Below are 17,986 nucleotides of genomic sequence, written 5' to 3' on the forward strand. Positions count from 1 at the left end.
ATAATTTGTAGTTATCAGTTTAAAATTGATATAATTTACAATGTTGACTAGCTTTAATTGCCACACTCTTATCTTAGATATCAAGTATTAATCTTTTAAAAATAATTGTTCATGAGTTTAAAATATAAGTAATTCAAATATTGCAAATAGATAAGTTTAAGACTGGTTTTTTGCGGGAACCGTGTTGTGACTTTTTTACCTTTATTTGTTTGTAAGTTGTGATCTTTCTTGACCTGCATACCTTTTCTCGCCTATCAATTTGTCATGAACTGGGATTGGGATAAATTATCGCAACAACGGCAGAGGAACACCGGGAGCAAGCCTCCGGGTATGGATGATATCAATAAAACTTTTAAAAAATTTCGTGGGACAGGGCTTCCGGGGGGAAAATTTATTTTTCTCGGACTCATTATCCTGTGGCTTCTGTCCGGAATCTATATTGTCGAGCCTGACGAAGTCGGTGTCGTCACGCGTTTTGGAAAATATCTGACAACCACTCAGCCGGGACCTCATTATCACCTTCCGGTTCCAATAGAAGCGGTTCTCAGACCCAAGGTGACAACAGTCCGCAGGCTTGAAATAGGCTTTCGGTCCTACGGTTCCTCACGGTCGTTCACTCAGGGCAAATCCCGCAATGTTCCTGAAGAATCTTTAATGCTCACAGGGGATGAGAACATCGTCGATGTTCAGTTTATTGTGCAGTATAAAATTAAAGATCCTGTGAATTATCTGTTTAATGTCAGCAATCAGGAAAGGGCTGTTCAGGATGCTGCCGAAGCGGCCATGCGTGAGGTTATCGGTAAAACCAGAATCGAGCTGGCTCTTACCACTGGTAAGCTTATGATCCAGAATCAGACCCGTGATCTGATCCAGAGTATTTTAGATAGTTATAAAGTCGGGGTAAATGTTCTTGCCGTGCAATTGCAGAACGTTCATCCGCCGAACGAGGTTGTGGACGTCTTTAAAGACGTCGCCAGTGCCCGTGAAGATAAGAGCCGCTTCATAAATGAAGCAGAAGCATATCGTAACGATATTCTTCCTAAGGCCCGTGGTCAGGCTGCTGTTATTCTTAATCAGGCCGAGGCCTATAAACAGACTAAAATACGCACGGCAGAAGGTGATGCCGCCAGATTCATGTCTGTCTACAAAGAGTATGTAAAAGCCAAGGACGTAACGGTTAAAAGGCTCTACCTTGAGACTATGGAGAATATCCTCTCCAGACCGGGGGTCCGCAAGACCATACTTTCGGATGATGCTATGAATAAGGCTTTGCCGCTGCTCTCACTCGACGGTGCAAAGTTTCCCGGACTCGAAAAAAAATCCGCTAAGAAATAGGGGGAAGTGAAATGTTTAATAAAAGTTCCGCTCCCCTGGCTGCAATCATAGTATTAATTATCCTGGGGATTTCTCAAAGTGCGTTTATAGTTGATCAGACCGAAAGAGCAATTGTGCTGCAGCTTGGTAAACCCAAGGCCGGCCCTTTGAAACCCGGACTGCATTTTAAACTGCCTTTTATACAAAATGTTATTTTCTTTGATTCAAGGCTTCAGGAATATGATGCCCGTCCGGCAGAAGTCCTGACAGAAGATAAGAAAAATATGGTCGTGGATAACTTCTCCAGATGGCGTATTGACGATCCTTTGCAGTTCTACCGCACGGTTCGCTCCGTCCCTAGAGCTCAGGCACGACTTGATGATATTATTTATGCTGAAATGCGTGTCGCAATTGGTCGCTATACATTGAACGAGCTGGTTTCCTCAGATCGCGCCCAGATAATGGAAGAAGTGACCAAGAAGTCTGACTCTCTGGTTGAATCATACGGAATTAAGGTTGTAGATGTTCGCATCAAGCGGACAGACCTGCCCCCTGAAAATGCCCGTGCAATTTACGGCCGTATGAGGGCTGAACGTGAAAGGATGGCCAAACAGTACCGTTCGGAAGGACGTGAAGCTGCATCCAGAATCACAGCCAGAGCAGATAAAGACAGAGCAATTCTCATTGCCGAAGCCAATCGTAAGTCTGCAATACTTCGTGGTGAAGGTGATGCGAATGCAACCAGAATTTATGGAGAAGCTTACGGAGTCGATCCTAAGTTCTATGAGTTCAAAAAGTCTCTTGAAGCTTATGAAAAAGGATTTAAGAAAGATACCAATGTGATTATGTCACAGGATAATCGATACCTTAAATACTTTAAATAGAATGCATTCTTATAAAGCCCGGCAGGTAATTCTGCCGGGCTTTTGTCGTTAATAAGGGGGAATTTTAGTGAATACTCCAAACCTTGTTGTCGGGGCAGGAATTACAGGTGCGACCATAGCCCGCAGGATTGCCGAAGATTCAGGGCAGAAGGTCACTGTGATTGACGTGCGTGATCATATCGGCGGCAACTGCCACAGCTCTGTCGATAGTGAGACAGGTATAGAATATCATTGTTATGGCACACATATTTTTCATACCGCTTCAAAAAGAGTTTGGGATTTCATAAACAGATTCAGCTCATTTAATTCATACCGTCATAAGGTGCTGACAACCTATCAGGGCCGGACTTATCATATGCCGGTAAATTTGCAGACAATAAATCTATATTTCGGATTGCAGCTCAGACCTTGTGATGTTGCAGAATTTATAAAGGCTAAAAGTGCTGCAGAAAATATCAGCAACCCTGAAAATCTGGAAGAAAAGGCTGTAAGCCTAATAGGGCGGGAGCTTTATGAAGCATTCGTCAAAGGTTATACCCTCAAACAGTGGGGAACCGATCCTAAAAATCTTCCGGCGGAAATTATAAGCAGGCTTCCTTTTAGGCATACTCATGAGTGCGATTATTTTACAGATCCCTATCAGGGAATCCCTATAGACGGCTATGAGCGCCTGTTTGATAAAATGCTCGACCATGAGTTGATTGAGGTTCAGCTTGGGAAAAATTTTTTTGATATCAAGGAATCTTTAGCTGCTACATGCCGTATCTTTTACACAGGCCCTCTAGACAGATATTTTGATTTTAAATTCGGAGAGCTGGGATGGCGTTCTCTGCGCTTTGAGTCCGAGGTTCTTGGTGTACCGGATTATCAGGGAACTTCGGTTATGAATTTTGCCGATATAGATGTTCCGTATACCCGTATTCATGAGTGGCGGCACCTGCATCCGGAAAGGTCTATTGAAACTGGCAAGACTCTGATATGCCGTGAATATTCAGTTGAATGGCATTGCGGAGATGAACCATATTATCCGGTAAATACCGATGATGACCGAAGGATGCTGGAATTATACCGTCAGGAAGCTGCAAAGACTGAAAGAGTCTTTTTTGCCGGAAGACTGGGCATGTATAAATATTATGATATGGATAAGGCCGTGCTTGCGGCTCTGGAGCTGTGCGACGGGTTATGATTGATATGCTCATTGCCCGTTGGTTTCTATTTTGGTAATGGCTTTTTTTAGAATAATGACCGGAGGATTAAAAATGACTAAAAAGATACAATTATTAATGGCTGTAACAGTTCTTGGCATCCTTATGCTTTGTGCTTCGGTTGCCAGTGCTGACCTTTCGTCCAAAGTTTATGTTAAGATGACTACATCTGATGGCCCCATCGTGCTTGAGCTTGATAAGGATAAAGCTCCTGTAACTGTGGAAAATTTTCTGCGTTACGTTAACGAAGGACACTATGATGGAACTATTTTTCATCGCGTAATCAAAGATTTCATGATTCAGGGCGGCAACATGGATCGTAATATGAGAGGAAAAGATACCTACGCTCCGATTAAAAATGAGGCTCGCAACGGTCTTTATAACGATAAATATACCATTGCCATGGCCCGCACCAGTGATCCAAACTCAGCAACAGATCAGTTTTTTATTAACGTAGCTGACAATGTTGCTTTGAATTTTAAGTCAGAGACCCGTCAGGGTTGGGGATATGCCGTATTCGGCAAGGTTATCGGCGGTAAATCCGTGGTTGATAAAATCTCTAAGGTTGTCACCTTCACAAAGGGCCCTTACAATGATGTACCTGTTAAGCCGGTCATCATAATGAAAGTAGAAGAGCTTAAAAAATAGTTACTCGATTTAACTGCCAAGGCAAGGCATGCCTAATTGCTGTTAATCCGTAAGCTTTAAAAGGGCTTTCCTCTTTTTACAGGGGGAAAGCCTTTCTTGTTGTGCCGTGGCGGCATAACAGTTATCCTGCATACGGGGTTATTTTGAGGATGTTTTCGCCGGTAGTCTCAATTTTATCAGCGAAAATGAACAAAGACGTTCACATACACCTTTTCAGGGGATTTTAAATGGTGGAAAATTTAGTCACTGCCCGTGATGTTGTTGTGGCAGCGCGTAAATCCGGTCGCGAGCTTAGTGGGGATATCTCACTTGATTCAGGATTTCAGGCGGAAGTGGATCAGGCCCGTGTGCTGGCCATTTATATAGCTCTGCTTGTGAAATGGAATAAATCCATGAATCTTGTCGGACCGAAAAAATGGCAGGAAATTTTTTCAACTCTGATAGTGGACAGTCTTTACCTTGCTGACTTTCTGAACGATCTTGATATTCCGGATGAGCCACTTGTTCTTGATCTTGGCGCAGGAGCCGGGCTTCCGGGAATCCCCTTGCGCTGTGTCTGGCAGAATGGTGAATATGTGCTTGTTGAATCCAGACAGAAAAGATCTATTTTCATGAGAACGGCCCTGAATGCTATGGGGCTGCCAAGAACAAGCGTATTTAACGGGCGAGCTGAGAATCTGGACGAAAACATGCTTCCCGCAGATGTTATTGTGAGCAGGGCTTTTATGCCCTGGCCTGAACTGCTTGATTTTGTAAAGCCCATGCTTTCAAGTGAAGGCAGGATAGTTGTACTTTCTAACGATCCTGCACCTTCAGCAAAAAAGCTTATTGAGCACGGGTTTGAGCTTGAAACATCCATGCATTATGATTCAGGAATGAAAACTCATTTTTTCTGGTCAGCCATGCCGGCCATCTGATCGAGCATGCCTTCTTTGAAGATAAGTTTTGTAGCGTTTTCATCGGCAAGCTCACCGAGATCCATCAGTTTTTCAAGAAAATCCAGAATCTCATATCGTTTTTCTTCTGTACCGTTATCAAATTCAAATTTAAGATCACCGGAAGCAATAAATTCTTCAATTTTATTAAGATATTCCAAATCAATCATTTTTAATCCCTTAGTATTTTAAACGTGATGGTACGGTGATCCGATCAGAATCGAAGCAGCCCTGTATAATTGCTCAAGCAGAACGGTTCTGGCAAGTTCATGCGGCAGGGTCATTTTACTGAGCGAGATTTTAAATCTGGCGGCCTGTTTTATTTCTTCAGAAAGCCCGAATGGTCCACCTATAATGAAACATGGTGTCAGATTAGGCTCTTCAGTCCATTTTCTAAGCTGTTTTGAAAGTTGGACCGAGGTCATTTCTTTGCCCTTTTCGTCAAGGCAGATAGGCATATCACGGGGGCCGAGTTTTTCCAGTATGGCTTTCCCTTCGCGAAGTGATTTCTCTTCAGGAGGAAGTTTTCCCGGAGCGTCTTTGATTATAATTTCCTCAATCTTATGGAATCTTCCCAATTTTTTAGCATAGTGTGCTGCGGCGTCGCGAAAAAACGGTTCTTTCAGTTTTCCCACCCAGATAAACCTGATCATGCTCATAAGCAGTTAAACCTTTTTCAGAGTTGCTTCTATGTTTCCGTCTGTTTCAGTGAGGAGGACATAACCGCCTTCTGAAAGCATTCCGGGATTAATTATTTTGCTGTTACCTATATAGTCGGTTCCTGAAGCCTCATGGATATGTCCGCAGATAACTACGGAAGGCTGCACTTTCTCGATAAAAGCTCTTATGGCTGCACTGCCCACATGTGCTCCGCCGTTTATGACATCAAGCTTGGAGTCTTTAGGAGTGTCATGTACCGCCAGCACCAGTTGTTTATAATCACCAGCTGTTGCGTATGTTTCATCGAGCCATTGCGCCAGCTGGCTGTCGCTGACTTCACCGGGAGTAGCAAATGGAGTCGTCATGGAACATCCTACTCCCATGAGCTTTATTCCGGGAAAAATTTCATGGACAGAACAATGGAGATTGGCATTTTTACCATCCAGAAAAGAATTAACATTCTCCCTGTCCATATTTCCGCGCTGTGCAAGGATGTTAGGATTTGCTGACGCTACGGTTTCCCATACTTTTTCAACAGCCCCGTCAGGTGAAAGGTTGGTAAGGTCACCGGTAATAATTATTCCTTCGGCCTGATCTATTTCAGGTATTCTGGAGACCAGCGCTGCACTTTGATGAATGTCCCCGAATGCAATCCAGAATTTTGGTGTTTCTCCCATCCTGTTTACTCCCGCAACATTTGTAAAAGTTGAAGTTTAAAAGATAATAATTAAAAAACTGTCTTAATATTTAATATCCCGCATCTTACAGGAATATAGATGTTTTAAATTCCAGTTTATGGGTAATCCTTAACAAAACAGTCTCGCAAAGCCAACTCGGACAGCCTGTGAAGCATTGGATGTTTTGTTGACAATGCAGATGTTTTAACGTGAAATCTTATTTTATTGTTAATGGTAAGAGATTTCAGCAGGAGTAATATTATGTTTAATTATGACCTTGCTCATTGGTCCACGTTTTTGCTCGCAGCTTTTTTACTGAACATATCGCCGGGACCGGATCTGGTTTTTATTTTAAGTCATACGGTTAAAGGCGGAAAACGTAATGGAACCGCAGCAATGCTTGGTATATGGACCGGCGCTTTCGGGCATGTACTCTTTGCCGCTTTAGGTCTTTCTGCCATCGTTGCCGCATCTGCAACAGCTTTCAGCATCGTTAAATGGGTCGGTGTGACGTATCTCTGCTGGCTTGGAATAAAAGCTGTTTTTTCAGATGGAGGTCACCTTCTTATCGATAAGGACAGCTCTGAAGATAGTTTTAGTTCTGTTTTCAAGCAGGGTGTTTTCATTGACCTTTTAAATCCCAAGGTCGCAACTTTTTTTCTGGCTTTTCTGCCTCAGTTTGTTGTGCAGGGAGCCGGACCTGTCTGGGCGCAGCTCCTTTTTCATGGAACATTGATTATTGTAACTGCAGCTTTTGTTGAGCCGTTTCTGATTTTTGCTGGAGACCGGATGACCGGAAAGCTGCGTGAAAGCCGTAAGCTGAGGGTCTGGTTGGACAGAGCTCTTGGTGGAATTCTCATTGCTCTGGGAGTTCGGCTTGCAGCTATGGAACGCTGATAAAAAATGATTTTGATTAAAGAACTGCCGGTATGAACAAAGAGAAGCTTAGAAAAAAACTCCTATGTGAAAGAGCCGGGCTTAGCAGTCAGCAGGCTTTTGATAAAAGTGAATCTGTTGTCAATTCTGTAAAAAAATTAAAAGCATGGGCTGAAGCCGCAGAAGTTTTGCTATACTGGCCGGTGAGAAACGAGGTTGATGTAAGGCCGCTGGCACGGTCTCTTTGGGAACGCGGTGCCAGAGTCCTTCTTCCCTGCTGTAGGTCTGATAGTCCCGGAGAGATGGATATAGGTATAGTCAGGGCTGAAAGTGACCTTGTAGACGGAGCTTATTCTATCAAGGAACCTGACCGCAGCAGCTGTGAGTTCCCACAGTATGTGTCACCTGATATCATTATTGTTCCGGGAGTCGGTTTTGACAGGCATGGCTTTAGAATAGGGTTCGGCGGAGGATATTATGACCGCTTTTTATCCCGCCCGGAGATTGCTACATGCCTGATAGTCGGCGTATGCTATGATTTTCAGATAATTGAATCGGTCCCTGTAGAGAACTGGGACAAGCCGGTGCATGCTTTATGCACTGAAGGGGAGACCATATGGCCCAGATAAATTATATTCCTTTTTCTTTTCCTGGTTTGGAGGATATTTATTGTGCCTTTTCCACCAGAGTAAGCGGAGCCTGTAAGGCTCCTTATGATAAAGGTGATCTATCCTACGAAACCGGGGCTGATGCTTTTGATGTGAGGGCTAATAGAACGGCTCTGGCTGCTGCTCTGGGTATAAGCTCATGGAAAGAATGCCGGCAGGTGCATGGCAGTAATATTGTTTTTGAACCGGACTCAGCCCTTCCTGAAGACAAAGGAACAGAAGAGGGAGATGGTCTTGCCACATCCAGAAAAGGTCTGGGACTGGTGATCAAAACAGCTGACTGCCAGCCAATTCTTCTGGCCCATAGCGGTGCCGGGTTTGTTGCAGCGCTACACAACGGCTGGAGAGGGAACAGCATGGCTTTTCCAACCTCAGGGGTTAAGGAAATCTGCGAACATTACGGGGTTGAACCCCATGAACTGATGGCTGTTCGCGGGCCTAGTCTTAGTCCTGCTTTTGCTGAATTTATCAATTTTGAGGATGACTTCGGTCCCGGATTTGAAAAATACTATGACCAGCAGAGCAAAACAGTTGATCTTTGGAAACTGACAAGACATCAGCTGGTTGCAGCCGGACTAAAGCGTAAGAATATTTATTCGCTGGATCTGTGCACCTATGCAATGAAAGAAACATTTTTTTCTTATCGCAGGGCAAAAGACACCGGCAGACAGATGTCTATAATCTGGAAGCGTTAATTAAAAATTTATCCTGAGAGATTGCGGATAATTGCATCTCTCAGGATTTTATTTTTCTACAATAGAAATTTTTATGCCCAAATAAATCTGTTCTTCCAGCTTTCCTGCAATAAATTTATTAACGATCCGGTTTATAGAATTTAAAATCTTCTGCTTGGCAAATCTGCAGGCGGTGTGTAAGCGATTTTCATCATGCGTGACATTACAAAGATTACTCCAAAGCGTATTTTGGTCTGTCAGCTTCGGCAGATAGGAGATGTTGTATTATCAACACCTTCAATAATTTTACTCCACAGAAAATTTCCCTTTGCCGAGATTGATGTACTCACAGAGTCTAAGTGCGCGGAAGTGTTTGATAATAATCCGGACGTTTCAAAAGTCTGGGCTATAAATAAAAAAGAACTGTCAAATCCTTTTAAGGCCTTGATGTTTTATAGAAAGGTGGGCCGTTCAGGGTATGACCTTATTGTTGATTTCCAGCAGCTTCCACGTTGTCGGTGGGTTGTGTTGTTCAGCAATGCTCCGGTGAAACTTTCCTATACTCCGCCATGGTATAACAGGTTTTTGTATACAAACTGGGGGCCAAGGCCGGCAGACGGTTATGCCGGAGGATTCAAGGCTGGAGAACTAAGCCCTCTCGGGATTGAATGGCATGGCGAAAAGCCTATGATCTATGTCAGCGAGGCAGAGCGGGACAGAGGCCGTGAGATTCTGGAGAGTCTTGGAGTTTCTGAAAATGAGCCTGTAATAACTGTTGATGCTGCGCATAGAAGATATACCAGAAGGTGGCCGGCAAAATATTTTGGAGAACTCCTGAAGCTTATTTCGCAGAAGCGCCCTGATATCAGGTTCTATCTGATTTATGGTCCGGGTGAAAAAGATGTTGCTTTGGAAGTTATGGCCTCGGCTGGAATCGGCAACAAATGTGTTATGCTGGATAAGCATGGGAACTTACGGGAAATGGCTGCGCTGATAGAAAGAGCTGTGCTTCATATCGGTAACTGTTCAGCTCCGCGTCATTTTGCTGTGGGTGTTGATACTCCTTCTTTAGTGACTCCGGGATCATCAAACAGCTCCTGGACTTTTCCAGATGAAAAACATTGTGAAGTTGTGACTCCCGGCCTTGATTGTCATCCATGTGGTTCTGAAAAATGTGCCAGAGGTGATCTGTCCTGCCTTAATGATTTGAAGCCGGAAGATGTCCTTCCTGAAGCATTGAGAATGCTTGAGTTATCAGAAAATAAAAAATCCTGAGCTCTCAGCACTTCGTAATGAGTTCAATTGTTTCCTTAGTATGGAAAAATTATTTCAATGTCTCATTTAAACAGTGTGAAGTGATTCTAATCTTTATCCGGGTTTAAAATATTTATACTATTAATGTTGTAAATTTATTTTGTTGTCTGATTAGATCAAAAAATATTTCAACACTATTTGTGTGTTTTTATGACTTTTTTATTGGAAATAACTTGCCTGATATTTAGAGGTGTGTAAGATTTTTTAGAGAATGAATTAACCAGTTTTTAAATCAAAGAGAGTTCAATAGCTTAAATATGGCAAATGTACTGATAGTCGATGATGATGCCGATCTTTGCGAACTGCTGGTAACTCTTGCTGTACACCTCGGGCATAGCGGAGATTATGCGACAAGCCTCAAGCAGGGATTGTGCATGCTCCGTGAGGAAAGATATGATGTTGTCTTTCTGGATGTTGTTCTCCCTGATGGTAATGGTCTTGATGCCATTCCTGAAATTCATACGCTTACCAATGCTCCAGAAATTATAATCATTACCGGCAAAGGCGATGTTGAAGGTGCTGAACTGGCCATTACCAGCGGTGTCTGGGATTATGTGAGCAAGCCGGCAAGCTCTGAACAGTATCTGCTGCATATGCGCCGTGTATTGCAGTTCAGAACTGAGAAGAACGCTTCAAATCCTAAACTTGCACACCATAATATTGTCGGAAATTCCAAACCAATTATGCGTTGCATGGATCAGGCAGCCAAAGCGGCAGAGAGCCTTGTTGGTGTGCTTTTTCTCGGTGAAACAGGCACGGGTAAAGAGCTTTTTGCAAGAGCAGTGCATGATAACAGTGACCGCAGGACAGGTCCGTTTGTTGTTGTAGATTGTGCAGCTATTCCATCAACTCTTGTTGAAAGTACACTCTTCGGTCATGAGCGGGGAGCTTTCACAAGTGCTGACAAGGCAAAGACAGGACTTGTTGCAGAAGCTGATGGCGGTACCCTTTTTCTAGATGAAGTTGGTGAACTTCCACTTGCCATGCAAAAGACTTTTCTGAGGGTGATTCAGGAGCATACATTTCGTCCTGTAGGTGGAACCGAAGAGTTGCAAAGTGATTTCAGGCTGGTTGCAGCGACGAACAGAGATCTTGAGGCTCTTGTTCAGGCCGGACGCTTCAGACAGGATTTATTGTATAGATTGCAAGGCTTCGTTATTGAGCTTCCATCGTTAAGACAGAGGGGAGATGACCTAAAAAGGCTGGCAAAATATTACCTGAATAAGCTTGCTGCTGATTTCGGAATACCACCTAAAGAAGTTTCAGATGATTTTATTAATGCCCTTTATGCTTATAGCTGGCCGGGAAATGTAAGAGAGCTTTTTAATGTCCTTGATCAGGTTTTTACTTCTAATGTTGAAGCTTCAGAGTTTCTGCCAATCCATCTTCCGGTCAGATTAAGAATTACCGCTGCTCAGGTTTCCGTACACGAAGCTCAGAAGAACAGACCTGTTTTTAGAGTCATACCCGGTTCAGGTACTAAGCCTCGCACCAGTGAGTGCTCTAAAAAGTTTGTTGCAACTGTCTGTGATCCTGTTTTTCAGGACGATATTCCAACTCTTAAGGATTTTCGCGAAGAATTTATTTCCAAAGCAGAACAAAGTTATCTTAAAAATCTTCTGGAATCCGTTGATGGTAATATGAATAAGGCTGCTAAGTATTCAGGCCTTTCAGCTTCAAGATTGTATGCGCTTTTAAGAAAGTACGGAATTAAGAAAAAATTTTAAGCGGGTAAAAAGGCTACAACATATCGACCCGAAATCTGTAGTTGATACAGAACGGGCTGATATGAAGAGATAAATAGGGCTATAATCTAATCAGCGGAATTAATTTTGAACGCAACCGAATAGAAATGATGGGTAAAGTCAACGTATTCTACAGGCACAGTTTTTGGAACCTGAATACGTGAATGTGCGAAATTGACTATACCCTTGATGCCACCCTCTACCAGATAGTTTGCAGCTCTCTGGGCTCTTTCAGGTGGAGTGGTGATAATTCCTATTTCAAGTCCAAGTTCATCTACACGGCCTTTTAACTGCCTTGTGCAGACTACTTCCAGACCGGAAACTATTTCACCAATTTTGTATGGGTCGCAGTCAAAAGCCGCTCTGATTGAAAAGCCTCTAAGTGCAAATTCTTTGTGCCGCAACAATGCGCGACCAAGGTTGCCGACGCCTACCAGCGCACAACCCCAAACTCTGTCTACTCCTAATGACTGCTTGATTGAAGAAATCAGTTCATGAACATAATATCCGACGCCACGGACACCAAATTCACCGAAGTAGGCCAGATCCTTTCTGATCTGTGAAGGGTTTACTGAACAGGCCTTGGCAAGTTTTTCAGAGGAGATGACCTCAACTCCGTCTCTCATGAGGTCTGTAAGTACCTGAATGTAGACGGCAAGCCTTTTGATAGTTGCCTTTGGGATATTCTGGGTTTTCACTTTCTGTCCATCTCGGTCGATTTTAATTTGTTAATCCGACCCTTTTTTTAAAAACTAACACTGGAAGAAAAGTGGCTTTGTCAGAACCTAAGCTCAGTGTCAAGTTCATAAGGATGTGAAAAGAAGTACTACCTCTCTCTCTGCCACGATTACTATTATACCAGATTTGCTGAAATTATCCAGAGCAGACTTTTAAAAATATATCTATACAGTCAATTATACTGATCTTTTTTATAGACTTTATTTGCTATTATAACTTGTTGATTTTTATGTGAAAAAAATAACAAGTGTATTGAAAAAAAAGGAGGCCGTCAGGCCTCCTTTTATAAAAAACTCCAAATCCTTAATTAGCCAACCAGGGGGTTAGCGAAGAGAAGGATGAGGTTAACAACAAGAGCGTAAATGGCCAGAGATTCTACGAATGCCAGACCAAGAATAAGAGTAACGGTGATTTTACCACCAGCTTCAGGGTTACGAGCGGTGCCTTCACAAGCAGCCTTCAGGCCGAGACCCTGACCAATACCACAACCTGCAGCAGCAATAGCCATACCGATAGCGGTAGCAGTAGCGGTAGAAGAAGCAACAACCGGATCAACGCCTGCAAAAGCAGCACCGGCAGCAAGTACGAGAGCCATGGTGTTCAGAACGATAAGCAGAGCTTTACGCATTGTAAAATCCTCCAAAATGTAAGTTATATAAGCGGTCGTATGACCATTTCCCCAAAGTTAGGAACACAACCCTGATTCTAATGAGCGTGTTCGAGAGAGCCTTTCAGATAAATCATGGTAAGCATGAAGAAAATGAAGGCCTGAATAACCTTTGCCAGCATGAACAGGAAGTACATGGGCAGGGTTGAGAAAACAGGTGCCAGCATGAAGAGCAGCACCAGAACGATTTCTTCACCGCGGATGTTACCGAACAGACGCAGAGTAAGCGAAAGCGGACGGGCGAGATGTGAAACCAGTTCGATAGGCAGCATCAAAGGGACCAGAAATGGAACCGGACCCATAAAATGTTTGATGTAACCAGCCCCGTGAATTTTGATACCTATGTAGTTGTAATAAAGGAAAACACATACAGCCATTGCTGCGTTTGTGTTGACGTTCGCAGTAGGAGCGTCGCAACCAGGTACAAGACCCATGAGGTTCATAGTAAGAATAAAAACAAACAGAGTACACATGAAGGGAAAGACTTTACGTCCGCCTTCACCTATATTGCTGACAACAAAATCTTCAAGTCCCCCGATTATTATCTCAAAGAGGTTTTGTATACCTCCAGGAACGAGACTGAGATTTCTGTATACGAGTGAACCGCAAATGAACAGAATGCCCATGGCAGCCCAAGTATAAAGAACATGGTTGGGAATGTGAGTTCCCAGTATGTCATTGAGCTCAGTCATGAACAAAAGTGGATGTGGTAATGCACCAGCCATGATCCTTATGCCTCCTTCACTTTTTGCCGTAGTCCGGCTACGCCCCAAAATATCGCATTCACTACTACCGTGCTGAGTCCTGCAAGGATGGCTACTATTGGCAGGTTGCAGTATGCAATCAGACCGTAAAGAGCCACACCGGTAAGAATAAGCCTTAAGTAAAAGCGAATAAGCAAGGACGTAACTGCGCCCTTGCGCATATACACCAGATGCTGACCGAATTTAGCCAGCGACCAGAAATTGATGGAAATCAGGAGCGTTCCGGCGGCAAAAGCCATTGCCCATGGGGTCAGGATATTAGTCCATTGGGCTGACCCGGTGGCCATTACTGCAAAAACACAAGCCCCTAAAGCCAGGTACAGCTGGTTCCGTACAAGGCAACGGATGTCCGGATGGGTGAAGCCTCTCCTGCGGAGGAATGATTCAATCTTCTGGTTTGTTTTCATCGGCGTTATTGTCCCGCGAGTCATTCCCCTGACTTCGCTGTATGCGTTTAGCTTCTTCGTAAACATTCTTGAAGCCTGCCGCAATTCCAATACACAGGAAAACCAACAGAAGCCAAGGCTTTGTCCCAAGCTTCTCATCGAGATACCAGCCAAAGGCCATCCCGATGAAGGTGGCGCAGACCAAGTGCAACCCGACCGTCGCTGCGTTGCCGACCAAGTCAAGCACTTCTTTATTTCCTTTGAAAGGAATCATCCAGCCACCTGATCCGTTCGATCAATTCTGGTTTGTCACGCAAAAAATACTTTGCGCAATCATTCACAAGTGATCTTCGTCTAGCACACACAAAGAATATGAGTCAATGGAATCTTTAAAGTAACATCATAAAAAAGACTTTAAAAAATAAAACATGGGACGTACTGCAACAGTCTGATTTACTTTATGATGGCGGTTATGTGTTTTTTGCCCTTTTGCAGCGGTGACAAGTAGGCTACAAATCCTTAAAGTAGTTATCGAGGACTTGTTTTTCGTAACAATTATAACCAAGCAAGGATTTATACCAGACCATGCCAGTAAAAGAACTCGGACCTGAAAAGCTCAGTGCCCGTATGGCCCCTGAAAAAGTACCGGCTGATGACAGCAGGGGACTTAAATTTTCACATGACTCCTATGACCGCTTTCAGCCAAGAGCCCTGCAGGCTTTTAAAATGGCTCTGGCCATAAGCGGAACAAAGCATAATGTTTATCTTTCCGGCGAACCGAATCTTGGAAGAAGCTATTTTGTTAAAGAATATTTCACCGTGCGGGCGGCAAAGCAGCAGACCCCTCCGGACTGGCTTTATCTGCATAATTTTGATGATGCCGATCGCCCTATAGCCGTATCCCTCCCTGCCGGGGAAGGAAAAGTTTTTAAAAATTCACTTGGTGATGCTGTTTCCGCAATAAGGGACAAATTGCCCTCATGGTTTGAGCGGGATAACCATGTAAAAGCCCATGAGCGTATTTCCCGCAGTTTTCAGGATGAGCGTGATGAGCTTTTTTCACGCATGGATGAGATGGCGACTTCAAAAGGTTTCAGCCTTGAGGTTGACGATGGTGGCGGCCTGACTCTGCTTCCGCTTATTGAAGGGCGAATTTTAAACGATGAGGAATTCGAGCGGGTTGATCCGGCCTTGCGCAAGCAGCTTAGAAATACTGCTGATGACCTTCTGGCAGAGATTACTGTTGTTCTCCGTAAGATAAATAAGACTGAAGAAGGGTTTCGCAGTGATGAACGAAAACTGCATCAGGATTCCGCCAGAGAATTTCTGAAAAAACATCTTGGTCCGTTGCTGAGTGACTTTGCAGGGCAGGATAAAATAATAAGTTACCTTGAGTCCCTTGAAGAGGAACTGCTCGATAATATTGATCTGTTCATGGGCAAGCAGAATCCGGCTCCGAATCCGCTTCTGCCTCTCTCTGCTCAGGAATCATCTCCTTTGGACGACCTGTTTGCCAGATTTGATGTGAATCTTCTTGTGGACAACAGTTCCGTGAAAGGTGCTCCTGTAGTTGTAGAAGACCATCCGACATCTTTTAATCTTCTTGGTAGTATTGAAAGAGAATCCGAGCTTGGCGCACTTTATACTGATTTTACGCTTATAAAAGCAGGTTCTCTGCACAGAGCCAATCATGGCTACCTGATTCTTTACGCCGACGATGTTCTGACCAATCCCGCCTCGTGGGAAGGTCTGCTTCGGGCTTTGCGTACTGGGAGAGCCAGAATCGAAGATCCCGGTGAGAGTGAACATACCAGAACTAAAACAATAGAACCTGAACCGGTTCCTCTTGATCTCACCGTTATTCTTATCGGGTCTGAGGAAACTTATGAGCTGTTGCTTTATAACGATGAAAGGTTTGGAAAATATTTTAAATTAAAGGCCCACATGCAGGTTTCTGTTGACAGAACGGCCGCCAATGTCCGCAGATTTCTGGATGTTATAGGTATTATTGCCTCAGGATGCGGGATGCTGCCTTTCGACAGGCAGGCTCTGGCCGGTCTTGTTGATTATTCCGGCAGGGTAATGGAAGACCAGAAAAAACTTTCACTCCGTTTTCCTATTATAAAAGAGTGTATGGTTGAGGCTTCTGCCCTTGCCGGTCTGGCCGGAAAGAAAATTGTAGATGCGCAGACATTGCGTGAAGCTCTTGATATGCGCGATTTCAGAGCCAATCTGTATGAAGACGAATTCATGACCGAATATGACCGCGAAGTTATAAAGGTTGAAACTTCAGGAGAAGGTATCGGCCGGGCAAACGGTCTTTCGGTGACAATGTTCGGGGATTATGAATTCGGCCTTCCCCATCAGATATCCTGCTCTGTAGGAGTCGGGCATGGCGGAATTCTTGATCTGGAGCGGGAAGCCAATATGGGCGGACCCATTCATACCAAGGGCATGATGATTATCAAAAATTATCTGCTGAGACTTTTTGCCCAGAATAAGCCGCTGGTCATGACCGGCAGTCTCTGTTTTGAGCAGAGTTATGCCGGTATCGAGGGTGATTCCGCTTCCGGAGCGGAACTGGCCGCATTAATATCCGCTGTTGCCGATATTCCGATCAGCTTCAGATTTGCCTTTACCGGAGCCGTAAGCCAGAGTGGTGCTGTTATGGCTGTTGGCGGAGTTAACCGCAAAATAGAAGGTTTTTATGAGGTCTGCCGCCGCAGGGGGCTTACCGAAGGGCAGGGCGTTTTGATTCCTGCTGATAATACGGTTAATCTCATGTTGCGTCCGGAAGTTGTAAGTGCCGTTGACCGTGGTGATTTTCACATTTATCCGGTAAAAACCATTGAAGAAGCTCTGACTCTGCTTACAGGGATGAAGGTTGGCAGAAAAAGTGCTAAAACAGGTAAATATCCGACCGGGACTCTTTATCGCAGGGTCGATGACAGGCTTGCCGAATTTGCACGTATAGCCCGCGAAGCAGAGAACGGCCCGGATAGAAGATACAGGTCCAGAAAGACTTCCTAAAAAAATCAGGAACAGGATACAGGATATGTCCAAATCATGGATAAGAGCCAAGATGCCGGAATTTGTCAGAGACATGTTCAGGGATTTTTGTCAGTCCACCAAAATACTGGAAGAGCAGTTTGAGGTTTTTGACCGGGAGCGCAGTGTCAGCTTTGAGGTTCTGAATGATCTTTTAGGATCTCAAATGACTAAAGGAATGCTCTGGAGACTTAAAGATACTTCGCACCATCTTTTCAGAAATGACCCCAATGATCCTCTTGTCGGAAGATTTTTAGACTGGGGTATAGGTTATATTTTTCACGAAATTTTCAAGCTTCGTGAAGATGCCTATCAGAATCTGAACTATGCCCCTTTGTTCAGCACATTGCGGGAAAGGGACCGAAGTCTTCCTGAAGCTTCCATTGGTGAAGAATTTGTTCAGGTGGTTGAGCAGACGGAAGAAAGTATGCAGCGTGAAATTGACAGGGTCAGGTTTATAACCGCCAGATCGCGCCAGCTGCTTCCGATTTATCTGAAAGAACATTGTGACAATGAACTTATGGGTCGTCTGTTTTTTTCTCAGGAAGAGCTTGTACGGGCTGTTTTCAGGAATGAATATGATGATCTGTTGAAAACAATATACGGCGATCATATTGAAATGATGTATATTCTTGCATCAAGAAGTCTGCGTAAAGGCGGGTGGGTTGAAGAAGCCGTCAAAGCATCGGACCTTGCCTGTAAAATTGATGAAAAAAATGCTGTAGTATTGCAAGAGAAAGAAATAGTTGATAACTGGGTAAAAAGATTTAATGTATAGACATT

20 protein-coding genes are annotated in these 17,986 nt (G+C 43.9%); 12 read left to right on the forward strand and 8 right to left on the reverse strand.

Annotated elements, in window-relative coordinates; all coding sequences use genetic code 11:
- The first annotated feature begins 264 nt into the window (after positions 1-264).
- From hflK to rsmG, 5 genes are all read left to right on the forward strand, one after another.
- Complete coding sequence (gene hflK / locus G496_RS0113405) at positions 265-1,335, forward strand: FtsH protease activity modulator HflK (RefSeq protein WP_027179728.1); 1,071 nt, start codon at positions 265-267, stop codon at positions 1,333-1,335.
- Between the two features lie 11 nt (positions 1,336-1,346).
- Entirely contained in the window at positions 1,347-2,198 is an 852-nt protein-coding gene (hflC, locus tag G496_RS0113410; protein ID WP_027179729.1) for a protease modulator HflC, read from the forward strand.
- Between the two features lie 67 nt (positions 2,199-2,265).
- Positions 2,266-3,384, forward strand: coding sequence for a UDP-galactopyranose mutase (gene glf, locus G496_RS0113415; protein ID WP_027179730.1), 1,119 nt, complete (start codon positions 2,266-2,268; stop codon positions 3,382-3,384).
- A 124-nt stretch (positions 3,385-3,508) separates the two neighbouring features.
- On the forward strand, positions 3,509-4,051 hold the full coding sequence (locus G496_RS0113420; RefSeq protein WP_245577934.1) for a peptidylprolyl isomerase: 543 nt from the start codon (positions 3,509-3,511) through the stop codon (positions 4,049-4,051).
- A 227-nt stretch (positions 4,052-4,278) separates the two neighbouring features.
- Entirely contained in the window at positions 4,279-4,968 is a 690-nt protein-coding gene (rsmG, locus tag G496_RS0113425; protein WP_156900659.1) for a 16S rRNA (guanine(527)-N(7))-methyltransferase RsmG, read from the forward strand.
- Here the strand turns inward: rsmG and G496_RS0113430 are convergent.
- Genes G496_RS0113430 through G496_RS0113440 form a run of 3 tightly spaced genes read right to left on the reverse strand, consistent with a single transcriptional unit; the run spans position 4,935 to position 6,323 of the window.
- Positions 4,935-5,156: a hypothetical protein gene (locus G496_RS0113430; RefSeq protein ID WP_027179733.1), complete on the reverse strand. Its 222-nt coding sequence runs from the start codon at positions 5,154-5,156 to the stop codon at positions 4,935-4,937. The two genes, rsmG and G496_RS0113430, sit on opposite strands and share 34 nt — an antisense overlap.
- A gap of 18 nt (positions 5,157-5,174) precedes the next feature.
- Positions 5,175-5,645 carry a 23S rRNA (pseudouridine(1915)-N(3))-methyltransferase RlmH gene (locus tag G496_RS0113435; RefSeq protein ID WP_027179734.1) on the reverse strand — a complete coding sequence of 157 codons (471 nt, stop codon included), beginning with the start codon at positions 5,643-5,645 and terminating at the stop codon, positions 5,175-5,177.
- A gap of 6 nt (positions 5,646-5,651) precedes the next feature.
- Positions 5,652-6,323, reverse strand: coding sequence for a metallophosphoesterase family protein (locus tag G496_RS0113440; protein ID WP_027179735.1), 672 nt, complete (start codon positions 6,321-6,323; stop codon positions 5,652-5,654).
- Between the two features lie 261 nt (positions 6,324-6,584).
- On the opposite strand from G496_RS0113440, the gene G496_RS0113445 reads away from it, so the two are divergent.
- From G496_RS0113445 to G496_RS0113465, 5 genes are all read left to right on the forward strand, one after another.
- Positions 6,585-7,220, forward strand: a complete 636-nt coding sequence (locus G496_RS0113445) for a LysE family translocator (protein WP_027179736.1) — start codon at positions 6,585-6,587, stop codon at positions 7,218-7,220.
- 32 nt (positions 7,221-7,252) lie between these two features.
- Positions 7,253-7,828: a 5-formyltetrahydrofolate cyclo-ligase gene (locus tag G496_RS0113450; RefSeq protein WP_027179737.1), complete on the forward strand. Its 576-nt coding sequence runs from the start codon at positions 7,253-7,255 to the stop codon at positions 7,826-7,828.
- Positions 7,816-8,562: a purine nucleoside phosphorylase YfiH/LACC1 family protein gene (locus G496_RS0113455; RefSeq protein WP_027179738.1), complete on the forward strand. Its 747-nt coding sequence runs from the start codon at positions 7,816-7,818 to the stop codon at positions 8,560-8,562. Before G496_RS0113450 ends, G496_RS0113455 begins: the two co-directional genes overlap by 13 nt.
- 192 nt (positions 8,563-8,754) lie before the next feature.
- Positions 8,755-9,816 (forward strand): glycosyltransferase family 9 protein, encoded by a 1,062-nt coding sequence (locus G496_RS0113460; protein WP_027179739.1) that lies wholly within the window; start codon positions 8,755-8,757, stop codon positions 9,814-9,816.
- Between the two features lie 296 nt (positions 9,817-10,112).
- Positions 10,113-11,582 (forward strand): sigma-54-dependent transcriptional regulator, encoded by a 1,470-nt coding sequence (locus tag G496_RS0113465; RefSeq protein WP_027179740.1) that lies wholly within the window; start codon positions 10,113-10,115, stop codon positions 11,580-11,582.
- An 86-nt stretch (positions 11,583-11,668) separates the two neighbouring features.
- Here the strand turns inward: G496_RS0113465 and G496_RS0113470 are convergent, their stop codons facing one another.
- The 5 genes from G496_RS0113470 to G496_RS0113490 all read right to left on the reverse strand — a co-directional run bounded on the left by G496_RS0113470 (position 11,669) and on the right by G496_RS0113490 (position 14,429).
- Complete coding sequence (locus G496_RS0113470; RefSeq protein ID WP_342665383.1) at positions 11,669-12,319, reverse strand: redox-sensing transcriptional repressor Rex; 651 nt, start codon at positions 12,317-12,319, stop codon at positions 11,669-11,671.
- A gap of 326 nt (positions 12,320-12,645) precedes the next feature.
- Positions 12,646-12,966, reverse strand: coding sequence for an ATP synthase F0 subunit C (atpE, locus tag G496_RS0113475; RefSeq protein ID WP_027179742.1), 321 nt, complete (start codon positions 12,964-12,966; stop codon positions 12,646-12,648).
- 77 nt (positions 12,967-13,043) lie between these two features.
- Positions 13,044-13,730 (reverse strand): F0F1 ATP synthase subunit A, encoded by a 687-nt coding sequence (atpB, locus tag G496_RS0113480; protein ID WP_027179743.1) that lies wholly within the window; start codon positions 13,728-13,730, stop codon positions 13,044-13,046.
- 5 nt (positions 13,731-13,735) lie between these two features.
- Positions 13,736-14,176, reverse strand: coding sequence for an ATP synthase subunit I (locus G496_RS0113485; RefSeq protein ID WP_027179744.1), 441 nt, complete (start codon positions 14,174-14,176; stop codon positions 13,736-13,738).
- Complete coding sequence (locus G496_RS0113490; RefSeq protein ID WP_027179745.1) at positions 14,154-14,429, reverse strand: AtpZ/AtpI family protein; 276 nt, start codon at positions 14,427-14,429, stop codon at positions 14,154-14,156. The genes G496_RS0113485 and G496_RS0113490 overlap by 23 nt, the downstream gene beginning before the upstream one ends.
- A 311-nt stretch (positions 14,430-14,740) precedes the next feature.
- Between G496_RS0113490 and G496_RS19785 the strand changes: the two genes are divergently transcribed.
- Both G496_RS19785 and G496_RS0113500 read left to right on the forward strand, forming a co-directional pair.
- The gene (locus G496_RS19785; RefSeq protein WP_051295055.1) at positions 14,741-17,185 is read left to right on the forward strand and encodes an ATP-binding protein; all 2,445 of its coding nucleotides are present in this window, start codon (positions 14,741-14,743) and stop codon (positions 17,183-17,185) included.
- A gap of 25 nt (positions 17,186-17,210) precedes the next feature.
- Complete coding sequence (locus G496_RS0113500) at positions 17,211-17,981, forward strand: hypothetical protein (protein WP_027179746.1); 771 nt, start codon at positions 17,211-17,213, stop codon at positions 17,979-17,981.
- Positions 17,982-17,986 lie beyond the last annotated feature (5 nt).

It is taken from the genome of Maridesulfovibrio bastinii DSM 16055, assembly GCF_000429985.1.
GTDB classification, from domain to species: Bacteria; Desulfobacterota; Desulfovibrionia; order Desulfovibrionales; family Desulfovibrionaceae; genus Maridesulfovibrio; species Maridesulfovibrio bastinii.

Coding starts and splice junctions, on each gene's coding strand:
- hflK (WP_027179728.1), top strand. CDS start 265: ATGAACTGGGATTGGGATAAATTATCGCAACAACGGCAGAGGAACACC.
- hflC (WP_027179729.1), top strand. CDS start 1,347: ATGTTTAATAAAAGTTCCGCTCCCCTGGCTGCAATCATAGTATTAATT.
- G496_RS0113420 (WP_245577934.1), top strand. CDS start 3,509: ATGCTTTGTGCTTCGGTTGCCAGTGCTGACCTTTCGTCCAAAGTTTAT.
- rsmG (WP_156900659.1), top strand. CDS start 4,279: ATGGTGGAAAATTTAGTCACTGCCCGTGATGTTGTTGTGGCAGCGCGT.
- G496_RS0113430 (WP_027179733.1), bottom strand. CDS start 5,156: ATGATTGATTTGGAATATCTTAATAAAATTGAAGAATTTATTGCTTCC.
- G496_RS0113435 (WP_027179734.1), bottom strand. CDS start 5,645: ATGAGCATGATCAGGTTTATCTGGGTGGGAAAACTGAAAGAACCGTTT.
- G496_RS0113440 (WP_027179735.1), bottom strand. CDS start 6,323: ATGGGAGAAACACCAAAATTCTGGATTGCATTCGGGGACATTCATCAA.
- G496_RS0113445 (WP_027179736.1), top strand. CDS start 6,585: ATGTTTAATTATGACCTTGCTCATTGGTCCACGTTTTTGCTCGCAGCT.
- G496_RS0113450 (WP_027179737.1), top strand. CDS start 7,253: ATGAACAAAGAGAAGCTTAGAAAAAAACTCCTATGTGAAAGAGCCGGG.
- G496_RS0113455 (WP_027179738.1), top strand. CDS start 7,816: ATGGCCCAGATAAATTATATTCCTTTTTCTTTTCCTGGTTTGGAGGAT.
- G496_RS0113460 (WP_027179739.1), top strand. CDS start 8,755: ATGCGTGACATTACAAAGATTACTCCAAAGCGTATTTTGGTCTGTCAG.
- G496_RS0113465 (WP_027179740.1), top strand. CDS start 10,113: ATGGCAAATGTACTGATAGTCGATGATGATGCCGATCTTTGCGAACTG.
- atpE (WP_027179742.1), bottom strand. CDS start 12,966: ATGCGTAAAGCTCTGCTTATCGTTCTGAACACCATGGCTCTCGTACTT.
- atpB (WP_027179743.1), bottom strand. CDS start 13,730: ATGGCTGGTGCATTACCACATCCACTTTTGTTCATGACTGAGCTCAAT.
- G496_RS0113485 (WP_027179744.1), bottom strand. CDS start 14,176: ATGAAAACAAACCAGAAGATTGAATCATTCCTCCGCAGGAGAGGCTTC.
- G496_RS0113490 (WP_027179745.1), bottom strand. CDS start 14,429: ATGATTCCTTTCAAAGGAAATAAAGAAGTGCTTGACTTGGTCGGCAAC.
- G496_RS19785 (WP_051295055.1), top strand. CDS start 14,741: ATGCCAGTAAAAGAACTCGGACCTGAAAAGCTCAGTGCCCGTATGGCC.
- G496_RS0113500 (WP_027179746.1), top strand. CDS start 17,211: ATGTCCAAATCATGGATAAGAGCCAAGATGCCGGAATTTGTCAGAGAC.